The 14,900-nt window shown below is 73.0% G+C and carries 12 protein-coding genes; 9 read left to right on the top strand and 3 right to left on the bottom strand.

Annotation, left to right across the window (positions count from 1 at the left end):
* From ACWDS7_RS38020 to ACWDS7_RS38000, 5 genes are all read left to right on the top strand, one after another.
* The coding region (locus ACWDS7_RS38020) for an amino acid adenylation domain-containing protein (RefSeq protein ID WP_451933200.1) at positions 1 to 3,652 on the top strand (3,652 nt) is incomplete at its 5' end.
* The gene (locus tag ACWDS7_RS38015) at positions 3,649 to 3,831 is read left to right on the top strand and encodes an MbtH family protein (protein WP_306857017.1); all 183 of its coding nucleotides are present in this window, start codon (positions 3,649 to 3,651) and stop codon (positions 3,829 to 3,831) included. The genes ACWDS7_RS38020 and ACWDS7_RS38015, both read left to right, overlap by 4 nt.
* A gap of 56 nt (positions 3,832 to 3,887) precedes the next feature.
* Positions 3,888 to 4,142, top strand: coding sequence for an acyl carrier protein (locus ACWDS7_RS38010; RefSeq protein ID WP_451933199.1), 255 nt, complete (start codon positions 3,888 to 3,890; stop codon positions 4,140 to 4,142).
* 44 nt (positions 4,143 to 4,186) lie between these two features.
* Complete coding sequence (locus ACWDS7_RS38005) at positions 4,187 to 5,497, top strand: condensation domain-containing protein (protein ID WP_451933198.1); 1,311 nt, start codon at positions 4,187 to 4,189, stop codon at positions 5,495 to 5,497.
* Positions 5,494 to 7,320 carry a N,N-dimethylformamidase beta subunit family domain-containing protein gene (locus ACWDS7_RS38000; protein ID WP_451933197.1) on the top strand — a complete coding sequence of 609 codons (1,827 nt, stop codon included), beginning with the start codon at positions 5,494 to 5,496 and terminating at the stop codon, positions 7,318 to 7,320. The genes ACWDS7_RS38005 and ACWDS7_RS38000 overlap by 4 nt, the downstream gene beginning before the upstream one ends.
* Before the next feature lie 93 nt (positions 7,321 to 7,413).
* Here the strand turns inward: ACWDS7_RS38000 and ACWDS7_RS37995 are convergent, their stop codons facing one another.
* Entirely contained in the window at positions 7,414 to 8,058 is a 645-nt protein-coding gene (locus tag ACWDS7_RS37995) for a M15 family metallopeptidase (RefSeq protein WP_451933196.1), read from the bottom strand.
* Positions 8,059 to 8,069: 11 nt separating this feature from the next.
* Positions 8,070 to 9,230 carry an ROK family protein gene (locus ACWDS7_RS37990; RefSeq protein WP_451933195.1) on the bottom strand — a complete coding sequence of 387 codons (1,161 nt, stop codon included), beginning with the start codon at positions 9,228 to 9,230 and terminating at the stop codon, positions 8,070 to 8,072.
* 221 nt (positions 9,231 to 9,451) lie between these two features.
* Between ACWDS7_RS37990 and ACWDS7_RS37985 the strand changes: the two genes are divergently transcribed.
* The 4 genes from ACWDS7_RS37985 (at position 9,452) to ACWDS7_RS37970 (ending at position 14,212) form a co-directional block, all read left to right on the top strand.
* Positions 9,452 to 10,783, top strand: coding sequence for a sugar ABC transporter substrate-binding protein (locus tag ACWDS7_RS37985; protein WP_306857009.1), 1,332 nt, complete (start codon positions 9,452 to 9,454; stop codon positions 10,781 to 10,783).
* 4 nt (positions 10,784 to 10,787) lie between these two features.
* A complete protein-coding gene (locus ACWDS7_RS37980; protein WP_451933194.1) occupies positions 10,788 to 11,801 on the top strand; it encodes a carbohydrate ABC transporter permease in 1,014 nt (337 codons plus the stop codon).
* Complete coding sequence (locus ACWDS7_RS37975) at positions 11,801 to 12,652, top strand: carbohydrate ABC transporter permease (RefSeq protein ID WP_306857007.1); 852 nt, start codon at positions 11,801 to 11,803, stop codon at positions 12,650 to 12,652. The genes ACWDS7_RS37980 and ACWDS7_RS37975 overlap by 1 nt, the downstream gene beginning before the upstream one ends.
* 105 nt (positions 12,653 to 12,757) lie before the next feature.
* Positions 12,758 to 14,212: a glycoside hydrolase family 3 protein gene (locus tag ACWDS7_RS37970; protein ID WP_451933193.1), complete on the top strand. Its 1,455-nt coding sequence runs from the start codon at positions 12,758 to 12,760 to the stop codon at positions 14,210 to 14,212.
* A 168-nt stretch (positions 14,213 to 14,380) separates the two neighbouring features.
* Here the strand turns inward: ACWDS7_RS37970 and ACWDS7_RS37965 are convergent.
* On the bottom strand, positions 14,381 to 14,900 hold a 520-nt coding region (locus tag ACWDS7_RS37965; RefSeq protein ID WP_451933192.1), incomplete at its 5' end, for a DUF6875 domain-containing protein.

The following is a 14,900-nucleotide window of genomic DNA, read 5'->3' as shown; positions in this document are numbered from 1 at the left end:
CCGGCTGGTCGCCTACGCCGTACCGGCTCCGGACGCCCGCGGGCTCCTCGACGAGATCGGCGAGCACGCCAGGCGGGAGCTGCCGGGATACATGGTGCCCAGCGTGTTCGTCGAGGTGGAGGCGTTGCCGCTGACGCCGAACGGGAAGATCGACCGCGGCGCGCTGCCGGACGCGGAGGGCGGGTCCCGGCGGGAGGCGAGAGCCCCCCGCACTCCGGGCGAGCGGCTGGTCGCACAGGTCTTCGCCGAGGTGCTCGGGGTGGCCGAGGTCGGCGCGGACGACGACTTCTTCACGCTCGGCGGCCACTCGCTGCTGGCGACCATGGTCACCGCGCGGCTGTCGGCGCTGTCCGGCGCGGAGGTGCCCGTCCGGGAGGTGTTCCTGCGGCCGACGGTCGCCGCGTTGGCGGAGCTGGTCGGCGACGGCGCGGAGCCCGCCGGCCCCGGGGACGGGCGGGCGGGACACGCCGCCGGCTCCGGGGACGGGACGGACAGGCGGTCCTACATCGCCGGGGACGGGACGGCCGGGCATGCCGCCGGCTCCGGGGACGGGCCGGCAGGACGGGAGGGCCGTCCCGGGGACGGGCCGGCCGACGGGCCCCGGCCGCGGCCGGCGGGGACCACCGCGCCGCTCTCGGCCGGCCAGGAGCGGCTCTGGTTCCTCAACCGGCTCGACCCGGACGACGCCTCCTACAACATGTGCCTGGTCAGGCGGTTGCGGGGCCCGCTGGACCTGGACGCCCTGGGCAGGGCCCTGGACGGCACGGTGGCCCGCCACGAGAGCCTGCGCACCCGCTTCCCCGAGGTGGACGGCGCCCCCGTCACGGTCGTCGACCCGCCCGGCCCGGTCGCCGTCGACCGGGTGGGCGCCGAGGGCGAGGCCGGGGCCCTGGAGCTCGTCGCAGCGCTGACCAACAGGCCCTTCCCGGACCTGGCCTCCCGGCCGCCCCTGCGGGTCACGCTGGTCAGGATCGGCGATGACGACCATGTCCTGTGCCTCGTCCTCCACCACATCCTCGGCGACGGCTGGTCGCTCAACCTCGTCTTCGACGAGCTGTCGGATCTCTACTCCGGCCGGGCGGAGCTGCCCCCGGTGCCGCTCCAGTTCGGCGACGTCGCCCGCTGGCAGCGCGAGCGCGACACCGGCGGCCTGCTCGCCTACTGGCGCGACCGGCTCGCCGACCCGACCCCGCTGGAGCTGCCGGCCGACCGGCCGCGCACCGCGGGCGCCGCCCGGCGCGGCGACGTGGTGACGGTCCGGCTGACCTCCGGCGAGGCCGGCGCGCTGACCCGGCTGGGCAGGGAGCACGGCGCCACGATGTTCATGGTCCTGCTCGCCGCCTACCAGGTGCTCCTGGCCCGGCACACCGGCCAGAGCGACATCCTGGTCGGCACGGCCACCGCGGGCCGGGACCGGGTCCAGCTCGAACCGGTCGTCGGCTACCTCAGCGACACCCTGGTCCTACGCGGCGACCTGTCGGGCGACCCCACCTTCGCCGACCTGCTGCGCGAGACCCAGATCGGCGTCCTGGACGCCTTCTCCCACCAGGGCGTCCCGTTCGAGGAGCTGGTGACGGCCCTGCGGACCGAGCGGGACCTCACCCGCACACCCCTGTTCCAGACGATGTTCATCCTGCACACGCAGGACTCCGGGCACGCCCACGACGCCTTCGCCGGGCTGACCACCACGGCCTTCGAGCACGGCATGCGGCAGGCCAAGCTCGAACTGATGCTGGAGGCCTGGCAGGACGAGCACGAGCTGCTGATCACCCTGGTCTACGACGCCGAACTGTTCGACCGGGCCACCGTCGAGGGGCTGGCCGGCCGCTTCCGCCTGCTCCTGACCGCGCTGCCCGGGGCCGCCGGCGAGCGGGTCTCCGCCCTCCCGCTGCGCACCGGGGACGACGACGCCCTGCTCCGCCGCCTGTCCGAGGGCCCGGCCCAGCCGCCGGCGACCGCCGTGCCGGACCTGTTCGCGGCGGCCGTGCGGAGCACGCCGGACGCGGTGGCCGTCGGGTGCGGGCAGACCCTGCTCACCTACGCCGAGCTGGACGCGCGCGCCGACGGGCTGGCCGCGCTCCTGCAGGCGCGCGGCGTCGCCCCCGGCGACGTGGTCGGCGTCCGCCTGGGCCGGACCCCGGACACCGTCGCCGCGCTGCTGGCCGTCTGGCGGGCCGGAGCCGTCTACCTCCCGCTCGACCCCGACTACCCCGAGGACCGGCTCGCCTTCCTGGTGGCCGACAGCGGGGCCTCCCACGTGCTGGCCGAGGCCGGGCCGTACCAGGGGGTCCCGGAGCCCGCGCCGCGCGACGCCGCCGCCTACGTGATCTACACCTCGGGCTCCACCGGCACGCCCAAGGGCGTCGTGGTCGAACACGAGGGGCTCGCGGCGCGGGTGGCGTGGATGCGTGAGGCGTACGGCCTGGGCCCCGGCGACCGGGTGGTGCAGTTCGCCTCGCTGAGCTTCGACACCCACGCCGAGGAGATCTACCCCACCCTGGCCGCCGGGGCCCGGCTGGAGCTGCTGCCCGACGGCGGCGTCACCCTGCCCGACCACCTGGACCAGGTCACCGTCCTGGACCTGCCGACGGCCTACTGGCACGCGCTGGTCGACCAGATCGACGAGATCGCCTGGCCCCCGACGCTGCGCCTGGTGATCCTGGGCGGCGAGCAGGTCCACGAGGCGGCGGTGGCCCGCTGGCGGGAGCGCTTCGGCGACCGGGTGCGGCTGGTCAACACCTACGGCCCGACCGAGGCCACGATCATCGCCACGGCCGCCGAGCTGGACGGCTCCCCCGGCAGGCCGCCGATCGGCACCCCGATCGGCGGCACCCGGGTCATGGTCCTGGACGGCCACGGCGAGCCCGTGCCGCCGGGCGCGCCGGGCGAGCTGTGCGTGACCGGGGCCGGGGTCGCCCGGGGCTACCTCGGCAGGCCCGCGCTGACCGCGCAGCGCTTCGTCCCCGGCCCCGGCGGTTCACGGATCTACCGGACCGGCGACCGGGCCCGCTGGCGGAGCGACGGGCGGCTGGAGTTCCTCGGCCGCGACGACGACCAGGTCAAGGTCAGGGGCTTCCGGGTCGAGCTGGGCGAGGTCGAGGCCAGGATCCTGGCGCATCCCGGCGTCGGCCAGGCGGCGGTGGCCGTACACCAGGAGACCCTGGTCGGCTACGTCGTGGGCACCGCCACGGGCGAGGAGCTGGGCAGGCACCTGGCCGGCGCGCTGCCCGCCTACATGGTCCCGGCGCTCTGGGTCGGCCTCGACGCCCTCCCGCTGACCCGCAGCGGCAAGATCGACCGGGCCGCGCTGCCCGCGCCCGAGGTCAGGACGGGGGCGGCGACCGCCCCGCGCGGCGACGCCGAGCTGCTGGTGGCCGACGTCTTCGGCGAGGTGCTGGGGATCGGGGAGATCGGCGCCTTCGACGACTTCTTCGCCCTGGGCGGCCACTCGCTGCTGGCCACCCGCGTCATCGCCAGGCTGCGCGCCCTCGTCGAGGTGGACGTGCCGATCCGGACCCTGTTCGCGCGGAGCACCGTGGCCGGTCTCGCGGCGGCGGTGGAGGAGCTGCTGATCGCCGAGCTCGACGGGCTGTCGGAGGAGGAGGCCGCCCGTCTCGTGCAAACACCTCAAGGAGAAGGGGAGCTGGGATGAGTCACCGCGTCGTGGTCAACCACGAGGAGCAGTATTCGATCTGGCCCACCGGCCGGGAGCTGCCGGACGGCTGGCGGGAGGAGGGCGCCGCCGGGAGCCGGGACGAGTGCCTGGCCCACATCGACCAGGTCTGGACTGACATGCGCCCGCGCAGCGCCAGGGAGGCCGGCGGTGTGTGACGAGTGGATCTGGATCTCCGATGACGACGGCCCGCGGCACACGACAGGAGCCCGCAATGGTGGTTAGGGAACGGCTGGCCGCGATGGTGGCCACGGCGTCGGACGGCGCGGTGACGGCCAAGGAGGCGCTCGCCGCGACGGTCCCGCTGTCGGCGCTGGGGGTCACGTCCCTGGCGCAGATGCGGTTGATCGACGCGGTGGAGACCGAGTTCGGGGTCGAGATCGACCTGTCGGGCGACGGGTTCGACCTGCTGGACGACCTGGACGCGCTGGAGCGCTACATCGCCGGGGCCGGACGCACCGGCTCCTGAACACCTCGCGGACGTGCTCGGCACGTCTCGAACGGGAGAGGCACATGGACATCCGGTTCTCGGGGAGCCGATCGGACACGGCGCCGCTGACCTGGGGGCAGCGGGCCATCTGGGACACGATCCAGAAGACGGCGCCGGACGACCACTACTTCAACTTCGGCCGCGTGCTCGCCGTGCCCAGGCGGGCCCGGCCGCTCACCGTCGAGCGGGCGGCCGCGGCCCTGGGCGCGCTGGTGGAGCGGCACGAGTCGCTGCGGACCAGGCTGGGGGCGGGGCCGTCCCAGGTGCTGGGGACCTCCGGCGCCATCCCGGCCACCGTGTCGGCCGGTGATCCGGACCGGCTGCTGGAGGCGCTGGCGGCCAGGGCCTTCGACTACGGGGACGAGTGGCCGCTCCGGGTCGGCCTCGTGGTCGCCGACGGGGCCGTCACCCACATCGTGCTCGTCTTCTGCCACCTGGCGGCCGACGGCCTCGGCGCCGAGGCGGCGATCACGGACCTGCGGCTGCTGCTGCTCCGCGGGGCCGTACCCGGGCCGCCGCCGCCCTCGCCGCTGGAGCTGGCCCGCTGGCAGCGGTCGGAGCGGGGGCTGAAGGTCGCCCGGACCGCCGCCGAGCACTGGGAGGACGGCTACCGGCGGATCCCGCCGACCATGTTCGACCGGCCCGTGGCCGTGCCGGAGAGCCCGCCCATCCGGCGGGCGCGGATCGTCTCCCGGGCGATGGACCTGGCCGTCCAGCGGATCGCCGCCGTACACGGCGTGAGCACCTCGACCGTGCTGCTGGCCGGCGCGTCCGTGCTGGTCGGGGCCGTGACCGGGCACGACGTGTGCGCGATGCTGCCGATCGTGGGCAACCGCTTCCGCGGCGACACCGCGAACGCGGTCACCACCCTCTCCCAGGAGGGCCTGTTCGTGCTGGACCTGCGCGGCGGCGCCGCCTTCGCCGACCTGCTGCGGGCGGCCAAGCCGGCCGCGCTGCGCGCCTACCGCTCCGCCTACCACGACCCGGGCGACCGGGACCGGCTGACCGCCCGGATCAGCCGGGAACGGGGCACCGGGATCCACCCCTACTGCTGCTTCAACGACATGCGCTTCATCGACCGGGTGGACGCCTCCCACGACGAGCGGACGGTACGGCAGGCGATGGACGAGACGGCCCTGACCTGGCCGCTCAGCCAGGAGCGGCTCAACTGCCGGTTCTGCCTGCACGTGACCGGCGAGCCCGGCGGGCTGGGCGTCTCGCTGACCGCCGACACCCGCTACCTGCCCCGGCCGGCCATGGAACGCTACCTGCGCGACATGGAGTCGCTGCTGGTGGAGGCGGCGTTCCGCGAGGTGCTGGAGCCGGTGGGATGACGGTCTACGCCTACGCCGAGGCCACCTCCTGCGTCCAGGGCGGCACGCTCGGCTTCCACCTCGCCCGCGCCTCCCGGGCCCCGCTGCGCGGCTCGGTCCTGGTGGAGGACGTCTGCGCGGACACGGCCGTGTCCGACGCGGAGTTCAGCGGGCCGCTGTGGACGCTCGACGTCCCCGCGGACCTGCCGAGCTCGCTCTACCGGGCGGTGTTCACCGCCGACGACGACGTCTCCGAGGTCTACTTCGCGGTGCGGGCCGCCCGCCCGCGCTCGCCGATCCTGCTGTCGATCCCGTTCCCGACCTGGCAGGCGTACAACCGGGCGGGCATCCCCGGCGAGTCCATCTACTGGACCGAGCAGGCCGGCCGGGCCTCGCGGGTCTCCTTCGACCGGCCCGGCGGCGGCCCGCCGCCCGAGCGCTGGGAGGAGGGGATGCTGCGCTGGCTCGGCCCGGCCGGATACGAGGTGGACTACTGCTCGGGGCTGGACCTGCACGACGGCTCGGCGCTCCTGTCGGGCTACCGGCTGCTGGTGGTCAACGGCCACGACGAGTACTGGACGGCGGGGATGCGCGACAGCGTCGAGGAGTTCGTCCGCCGGGGCGGCAACCTGGCGGTGTTCTCCGGCAACACCTGCTGGTGGCAGTTCCGGCTGGAGGACGGCGGGCGGACCATGGTCTGCTACCGCGACGCGGTCACCGACCCGATGGCCGCCGTGGAGCCCGGGCTCACCACGGTCGAGTGGTCCAGCGCGCCGGTGAACCGGCCGGAGAACACGCTGACGGGGGTCAGTTTCCGGCGCGGCGCCGGTACCTGGGGACCGTACATGAAGCTGATGCACGAGGAGTCCTACACCACCCGGTTCCCCGAGCACTGGGTCTTCGACGGGACCGGGCTGGGCGAGGGCGACAGGTTCGGCCGGGGCGCCATCGGCTACGAGACCGACGCCTGCGACTTCACCGAGGTGGACGGCGTCCCGGTGGCCACCGGCCGCGACGGCACCCCGCCGTCCTTCGTCGTCCTCGCCACCGCCGACCTGCGCCACTGGCACCGCTACGGCCAGGGCGGCATGGCCACCATGGGCGTCTTCGGCCTCGGCGCCGGGACGGTGTTCACCGCCTCCACCGTGAACTGGGGCAACACCCTGCACGACCCCGCCGTGGACCGGATCACCCGTAACGTGCTGGACCGGCTGTCACGCCCGTCCGCCGGGTGGGAGGTCATCGGCCCCGAGTGCTCCCTGCGGGCGCTGACCGCGTGCGACTCCCAGCTCTACGGCGTGGGCGAGGACGGCTCGCTGTACCGCAGGGAGGTCTCCGGCCAGAACCTGCGCTGGCGCCGGGTGGGCTCCGGCGGCGGCGTCGTGGCCATGGCCACCCCGCGTGAGGCGTCCACCACCAGGCCCATCGGCCTGTACGGCCTGACCGGCGACGGCCGGCTCGTCTACCGCGACTCCGATCTCGCCTCCCCCTGGACCGTGCTCGGCCAGGCGCCTTCCGGCGGGGTCGGGCTGGCCCTGGTGGACGGCGACCTGTGGGCCGCCACCGCCGACGGCGGCCTGTGGCGGCTGCCTCCGGAGACCTCCGAGTGGATCCTGGTCGGCGGCGGCACCGACGCCACCGCGCTCACCTCCATGAACGGCCGCCTCTACATCGCCGACGTGGCGGGCCGCGTCCGCACGCGCCTGCCGGTGGCGGCGCCCGCCGAGTGGAGCGACCTGTGCGGGGCGGGCGGCTGCACCGTCCTCACCGCCCACGCCGGCCGGCTGATCGGCACCGCCCCCGGTCACCCCCTCCGCTGGCGCGTCCCGGTCCCCGACCTGTAGCGGAAGGCGCGGCTCAAGGTCCGGGAAGGCGGGGCCGGCGCCCGCGCCCGCGCCCGGGGCCGGAGGGAGGGCGCGGCCCGGAAGCCCGGAGGCTCAGAAGGAGGTGGGGCCGTACACGGCGGAGGCGGCCCCGGTGGTCATGGCCCAGTAGCGGTCGCCGTAGGACCAGTGCCACCACTCGGTGGGGTAGTTGACCAGGCCGGCGGCCGTCAGGGCGGTGCCGAGGAGCCGGCGGTGGTGGCGGGCCTCGGACGACAGGCCGGGGGCGTCGGTGTAGCATGCGCCCCCGCTCTGCTCGGGGGTGGCGTTGAGCGGGGTGCCCATGTCGAGCTCGTCCCCGTCGTCGGTGCACAGGGTCAGGTCCACCGCCGCCCCCGCGGTGTGCGGGGCGACCTCGACCGGCGAGACGTAACGGCTCGCCGCCACGCAGATCTCCTCGGGCGACATCTCCGGGAACACCACCCGCAGCTCCGCCGAGTATTCCTCGAAGATCCGCTGCTGCATCGCCAGCGGCCGGTAGCCCTCCACGACCAGCAGCCGGTAGCCCGGCGGGAGCTGCGCCTGCGCGCCCTCCAGCCGGGTCAGCAGCCCCTGCCGCAGGTGGGCGAAGGCCCCCTCGGAGTCGGCCAGCCGCCTGTCCACCCGCAGCCGTCCGCGCACGTCGGCCAGCCGCTCCCCGGACTCTTCGACGGGGATCGCGGCGACCCGGGGGTCGGAGATCAGCACGATGTCTCGCATAGCGGTAATTCTCACACCGTTTGCGAGAATACCTGTTCGCGGGCCTGCTCCAGGGCCGAGACCAGGGCGCCGCGCAGCACCGGGTTGCCCTGGACCCGCGTCGTCACGACCCTCGGCTGGCTGGGGCAGACCCTGGCCACGGCCTCCTCGACCCTGGCCGCGAGCGCGCTCCCGCCGGCCCGGCCGACGTCGCCGCCGAGCACGATCAGCGCGGGGTCCAGGACCACGGCCACCGCCGCCACGCCGACCGCCAGCCGCCCGGCCAGCTCGTCGAGGAAACCGTCCGATCCGCCGGCGACGGCCGTACGGACGTGGTCGCCGGGCGAGTCGCCGGCGACGCCGTGCGCGCCCGCCAGGCCGGCCACGGCGTCGCCGCCGACCAGACGCTGGAACGAGCCGGACTGGGGTTCGCCCACGTCGGTGGGGAGCGGCTCCCCGGGGACCGGGAGCCAGCCGATCTCCCCCGCGCCGCCGGTGAAGCCGCGGTGCAGGCGCCCGCCGAGCATGACTCCCAGTCCCTGGCCGACGCCCGCCCACACGAGCACGAAGTCGTCCATGCCCTGGGCCGCGCCGTGGCAGCGCTCGGCCAGCGCGGCCAGGTTCACGTCGTTCTCGATCGTCACGGGGACGTTGAGGTCGTGGCGGAGCCCGGCGAGCACGCCCTCGTGCCAGGAGGGCAGGTCGAAGGAGAAGCGGACGTCGCCGGTCCGGGGGTCGACGACGCCCCGGGTGCCGATCACGAAGGCGCGCAGGCCGGTCATCGGGATGCCCGCCGACGCGCACGCCTTCTCCACGGCGCTGTGCACGAGCCGGACCGGGTCGTCGTGGCCGTTGGGGTCCACCGAGATCTCGGCGACGGTCTCGCCGGTGATGTCGGCCACCCCGGCGCTGATCCGGTCCGGCAGCACATCGAGTCCCACGACGTAGGCGCACGAGGGCACGACGCCGTACAGCGCGGCGTTGGGCCCGCGCCCGCCGGCCTGCTCGCCGACCACCGCGACGAGGTCGCGGTCCTCCAGCCTGGCCAGCAACTGACCCGCCGTCACCTTGGAGAGACCTGTGTGTTCTCCCAGCTCAGCTCGGGTGAGTGGGCCGCTGGACAGCAGGAGCTCCAGCGCCGCGCGGTCATTGAGCTGGCGCAGCAGCCGGGGCGTCCCCGGGCGTCTGGACAAGTCTGCTCCCCCCGTCACGATCCGCTAACGATCGTTTCTTTTAAGAAAGTTTCTTGTTAGTTTAGCCCTAGTCAGCCCGCAGGCAAGAGTGACAGCAGGCTGCGGGATGTCAGAGCGCCGACCGTGAGGAGGCGCCTTCGACCAGGTGTGGCGGGGCATGGGGACCGCGCCGGCACCCGAAGCGCGACCCCGACGCGAAGCCGGGAAGGGAGAACCCCGAAGTGAAAATCACGAAGATCGCGGTTACGACTGCTACCACCGCCGCCCTGGCCCTGGGCCTCGCCGCATGTGGCTCCGCCAGCGAGCCCGCCAAGAGCGCCGACCCGCAGGCCGGCGCCTCCACCGCGGCCTCCGGTCCGAAGTACGCCGGCCAGACCCTGACCGTGTGGCGTCTCGGTGACAGCAACCCGGCCGCCCAGAAATACATGGACGACCTGAACGCGGCCTTCGAGAAGGAGTCCGGCGCCAAGATCAAGCTTGAGTGGATCCCGTGGCCCCAGGTGAACGACAAGTTCACCGCCGCCGCCGCGGGCGGCGCCGGCCCGGACGTCACCGAGATCGGCAACGACCAGGTGCCGCTCTGGCAGAGCCAGGAGGCCCTCGCCCCGGTCACCCCGCTGGTCGAGGCCGGCGACCAGGCCGAGATCCCGAAGAACCTGCTCGGCCTGGAGACCATCGACAACGAGGTCTACGCCCTGCCCTGGGGCGCCGGCTCCCGCGCGGTGCTCTACCGCAAGGACTGGTTCAAGGAGCTCGACATCGAGGTCCCCAAGACCTGGGACGAGCTGGTCGCCGCGGCCAAGAAGATCCAGGCGGAGAAGGGCAAGGACGTCGACGGCTTCGCCTTCAACGGCGGCTCCGACGCCAACCACCTGCTCGGCGCGTTCGCCTGGTCCGAGGGCGGCGAGTACGCCCTCAAGGAGGGCGACAAGTGGGTCGGCAAGGTGACCGACCCCAAGTTCAAGGCCGGCTTCGCCACCTACACGGGCCTGGTCACCGACGGCCTGTCCGGTAAGTCGCGTCTCACCCAGAACACGGTGGACATCCGCAAGCGCTTCGCCAACAACAAGGTCGGCATGTACCTGACCGCCGGCTGGGACCTGCCCGGCATCGAGGTGGACAGCAAGGGCAAGCTGAAGGCCGACAAGCTGGCCTTCTTCCCGCTGCCGGCCAAGTCCGGCGGCGAGGCCCCGTCCTTCTTCGGCGGCAACGACATCGCCATCTGGGACAGCGCCAAGAACAAGGAACTCGCGGCCGAGTACCTGAAGATGGCCACCAACAAGGAGTGGGCGGGCCGTTACGCCACCGAGGGCGGCCTGCTGCCGATCTACCCCGAGGCGCTGGCGAAGCTGAGCTCGGACCCGGCGCTGGCCCCGTTCGCGGCGGCCTTCGCCAAGGCCAAGGCCTTCCCGGCCGACTCCAACTGGACCGAGGCCAACGAGACCAAGGCCGTGCTGCAGAACGCCGCGCGCTCCGTCATCGAGGGCAAGGCCACCGCTGACGAGGCGCTCAGCAAGGCCAACGGGGAAATCGAAGAGATCCTGAACCAGTAGTCACATGACGAACACGTCTACGATCGCCCGGGGCGGGGGCAACCCCCCCGCCCCGGGGCGGCGCCGTCACAGCCCGCAACGCCCAGCCAAGGCCAGCGGGCTCCCTCCGTGGGTCATCCCGTACGCCCTGCTCGTGCCCGGCCTCGTGGTGATCGCCGGACTGCTGCTCTACCCGCTGTTCCAGATGATCGTCATCTCGTTCCAGAAGGTGGGCATCCCCCAGATCAACGGCAAGAAGCCGGCCGACTGGGTGGGCTGGGACAACTACACCAAGGTGCTGGACAACGAGATCTTCTGGTCCTCGCTCCGCAACACCGTCGTGTTCGCCGCCATCACGGTGACCCTGACGCTGGTCCTCGGGACCGCGGTGGGCGCGCTGCTCAACAAGCTCGGCAAGAAGATGTCCACGTTCGTGGTCGTCGGCATCATGTCCGCCTGGGCGGTACCGCCGGTCGCCCAGGGCGTCATCTGGCGCTGGCTCTTCGACGCCGACGCCGGAATGATCAACTGGGTGCTCAACCTGCTCCCGGACTGGCTGTCCAGCCTGCTGTTCGGGCGGTCCGACTGGACCGGCGAGCCCTGGCTCAACGACGCGGTCACCATCTATCTCGTGCTGATCGTCTGCGTGGTCTGGGCCTCGTTCCCGTTCATCGCGGTGTCGGTGCTGGCCGGCCTCAAGGGCATCCCCACCGAGCTCTACGAGGCGGCGAGGGTCGACGGCTCCGGCCCCTGGCGGACCTTCAGGAAGATCACCCTGCCGCTGCTCAAGCCGGTGTTCTCGGTGCTGACGATCCTGTCCATCATCTGGAACTTCAAGGTCTTCAGCCAGCTCTACGTGCTGATGAACGGTCCGACCAACCGTGAGGCGTTCAACCTGTCCATGTTCTCCTTCGCCGAGGCCTTCCGCAGCCCGCCGAAGATGGGCACCGGTGCGGCGATCGCGGTGATCCTCACCCTGCTGCTGCTGGTCGTCACCGCCGTCTACGTCCGGCAGATCGTGAAGACGGAGGAGATGTGATGACTCCGATCGCACGCAAGCGCCTCACGAAGGCCGCGCTCAACGCCGCCGGCGTCCTGGTCTTCATATTCGCGGTCTTCCCCGTCTACTGGATGGTCTCGACCTCCTTCAAGACCAACGACCAGATCTTCACGACGGACTTCATCCCGTTCCCCACGGAGTTCACCCTCGAACACCTGGACCGGGTCCTCAGCGAGGGCGTGGCCGGCAACTCCATCTGGCTCTACATGCGCAACAGCGCGATCGTGGCCCTGGGCACCGTGCTCATCGGCGCCGTCTTCGCGCTGCTGGCGGCCACCGCCATCGCCCGCTTCAGGTTCAGGGGCCGCGCCGGCTTCCTGGTCCTGCTGCTCATCGTCCAGATGATCCCGGCCGAGGCCCTGCTCATCCCGCTCTTCCTCAACGTCAAGCGGCTCGGCCTCTACGACCAGCTGCTGGGCCTGATCGTCATCAACGTCGGCCTGACCCTCCCCTTCGGCATCTGGATGCTGCGCACGTTCGTCGCCGCGGTGCCCAAATCCCTGGAGGAGGCCGCCTGGATCGACGGCGCCAGCCGGTTCACGACCTTCTGGAAGGTCCTGTTCCCGCTGGTGGCCCCCGGCCTGGTGGCGACGAGCATCTTCTCGTTCATCACCGCCTGGAACGAGCTGATCTTCGCGCTCATCCTGATGTCGGACTCCTCGGGCTACACGATGCCCGTCGCGCTGCAGTTCTTCTTCGGGCAGCGGGGCACCGACTGGGGCGCCATCATGGCCGGCTCCACGATGATGACGATCCCCGTCGTCGTCTTCTTCCTCCTGGTGCAGCGACGGATGGTCACCGGCCTCGTCTCGGGCGCCGTCAAGGGCTAACCCCTCCTGGGGCTGGTACGGCTCCGCACCCACAAGGCGCGAGCCGTACCAGCCCTGTCTCATATTCGACACCCCCTAACCTCAGGTAAGGAATCAGGTAGCGCCATGTCTGAGCTCATCGCGGACTCCAGCGATCAGGGGCTGCGTCGTCTCGCGGCCGGCACGTTGCTCGTCGCCTTCCAGGGCACCACCGCCCCTGAATGGGTGCTCCGGGACCTGCAGAACGGTCTCGGCGGCGTCACTCTCTTCGGTTTCAACGTCGCGGACCCCGCCCAGCTGTCCGGACTGACCGCCCGCCTGCGCGAGGCCGGCGACCCGGTCATCTCACTGGACGAGGAGGGCGGCGACGTCACCCGCCTCGACTACCACGTGGGCAGCCCCTACCCCGGCAACGCCGCCCTCGGCGCCGTCGACGACGTCGAGCTGACCCGGCGCGTCTACCGCTCCATCGGCGACGACCTGGCCCGGTGCGGCGTCAACCTCGACATGGCGCCGTCCGCCGACGTGAACACCGCCGACGACAACCCGGTGATCGGCACCCGCTCGTTCGGGCCGGACACCGCGCTGGTCGCCCGGCACACCGTCGCCGCGGTCCACGGCCTCCAGGCGGCCGGCGTGGCCGCCTGCGTCAAGCACTTCCCCGGCCACGGCGCCACCCGCCAGGACTCCCACCTGGAGGTCCCGCTCGTCGACGCCTCCCTCGAACTGCTGCGGGAGCGCGAGCTCGTGCCCTTCCGCGCCGCGATCGACGCCGGGACCAGGTCCATCATGACCGCGCACGTCCGCGTCCCGGCCCTGACCGGCACCGCCCCGGCCACGCTGTCGACCGCCGCCCTGACCGGTCTGCTCCGCGGCGAGCTGGGCTACGACGGCGTGATCGTCTCCGACGCCCTCGACATGAAGGCCGTCACCGACGCCTACGGCCTGGCCGGCGGCTCGGTGCTCTCGCTGGCCGCCGGGGCCGACCTGCTCTGCCTCGGCCCGCTGCCGACCGAGGAGGACGTCCACCGGATCATCGCCGAGATCGTCGCCGCGGTCGGGGACGGCCGGCTGCCGCGGGCCCGGCTGGAGGCGGCGGCCGAGCGGGTGGAGCGCCTGCGCGCCTGGTTCGGCATGCCCCGCGCGGGTCAGGCAGAGGAGAACCTGATCGGCCTGGCCGCCGCCCGCCGCGCGATCAGCCTCACCGGCTCGGCGTCCCCGCTGGTCGACCCGCTGGTGGTGGAGGTGGACACCCCGCCGACCATCGCCGTCGGCGACGTTCCGTGGGGTTTCGCGCCCCTGCTGCCGCAGGCGGAGATCTTCCGGGTCAAGCCCGAGGCCGCGGACGTCCCGGGCATCCTGGAGCGTGCCATCGGCCGTTCCCTGATCGTCGTGGTCAAGGACGCCCACCGCTACGAGTCCAGCAAGTCGGTGGTCTCCGCGCTGCTGAGCGCCCGCCCCGACGCCACGGTGGTCGAGATGGGCCTGCCGATCTGGCGGCCCGAGGGCGTCACCTACCTCGCCACGTACGGCGCCGCCCGCGCCAACGCCCAGGCGGCCGCCGAGCTGCTCGGCGTCTGATCCGCCGGTCACATGCCGGTACGGCCCGCACCCGGGAGGACCCCCCTGGGCGCGGGCCGTACTGTTGCGTGACCCGCTCGGGGTCCCGCTGCGCCACCGGCTCCTCTGTGACCGACCCTCGGTCCGCGGGCTGAACGCGATGCTCGCGGACCTCGGGACGTCGGACGGTCAGGTCGCGGCCAGCAGGCCGTGGTGGCGGGCAGCCGCCTGGATCTCCTCCCTGAGCGCGGCGGGCGGGCGGTGGCCGAACCGCTCCAGGTAGGCGGCCAGGTGTGCGGGGTCCTCGCGCAGGAACGGGAAGTCGGTGGCGACCATGTGCCGGACCGCCAGCAGCGGGACCGGGCTGCCCAGCGGCCGGAACCCGGGGTTCCAGAGCCCGGCCTTGGGCGGCGGGCCGGGGTAGAACTCCCCGATCATCAGTCCCTCGGAGACGTAACGCGACTTGAGCGCCTCCTGGGCGGCGTCGATCACCTCGGCCGCCCCGGCCTCGGACAGGTCGGGGAAGAGCACCAGGATGGTCCGGTACTGCGGGGACACCCCGGGCGGCGAGACCAGCCGGAGGAACCAGTCCCGGTAGCCGTCGAGCACCTCGGCCGCCTCGGCGCCGTCCGGCGTTCCGGGATGGACGCCCAGGTAGAAGGTGCCCCGCTCCAGCGACGTCTGGGCGTATGGGCAGACCGGGCCCTTC

It is taken from the genome of Streptosporangium sp. NPDC003464 (genome assembly GCF_053588315.1).
The sequence above is the reverse complement of the archived record's forward strand: the minus strand, read 5'-3'. Positions and strand labels throughout refer to the sequence as shown.

What these genes read in the sequence shown, in the direction of transcription:
- ACWDS7_RS38015 (WP_306857017.1), top strand. Translation starts at nt 3,649, where the DNA reads ATGAGTCACCGCGTCGTGGTCAACCACGAGGAGCAGTATTCGATCTGG.
- ACWDS7_RS38010 (WP_451933199.1), top strand. Translation starts at nt 3,888, where the DNA reads ATGGTGGTTAGGGAACGGCTGGCCGCGATGGTGGCCACGGCGTCGGAC.
- ACWDS7_RS38005 (WP_451933198.1), top strand. Translation starts at nt 4,187, where the DNA reads ATGGACATCCGGTTCTCGGGGAGCCGATCGGACACGGCGCCGCTGACC.
- ACWDS7_RS38000 (WP_451933197.1), top strand. Translation starts at nt 5,494, where the DNA reads ATGACGGTCTACGCCTACGCCGAGGCCACCTCCTGCGTCCAGGGCGGC.
- ACWDS7_RS37995 (WP_451933196.1), bottom strand. Translation starts at nt 8,058, where the DNA reads ATGCGAGACATCGTGCTGATCTCCGACCCCCGGGTCGCCGCGATCCCC.
- ACWDS7_RS37980 (WP_451933194.1), top strand. Translation starts at nt 10,788, where the DNA reads ATGACGAACACGTCTACGATCGCCCGGGGCGGGGGCAACCCCCCCGCC.
- ACWDS7_RS37975 (WP_306857007.1), top strand. Translation starts at nt 11,801, where the DNA reads ATGACTCCGATCGCACGCAAGCGCCTCACGAAGGCCGCGCTCAACGCC.
- ACWDS7_RS37970 (WP_451933193.1), top strand. Translation starts at nt 12,758, where the DNA reads ATGTCTGAGCTCATCGCGGACTCCAGCGATCAGGGGCTGCGTCGTCTC.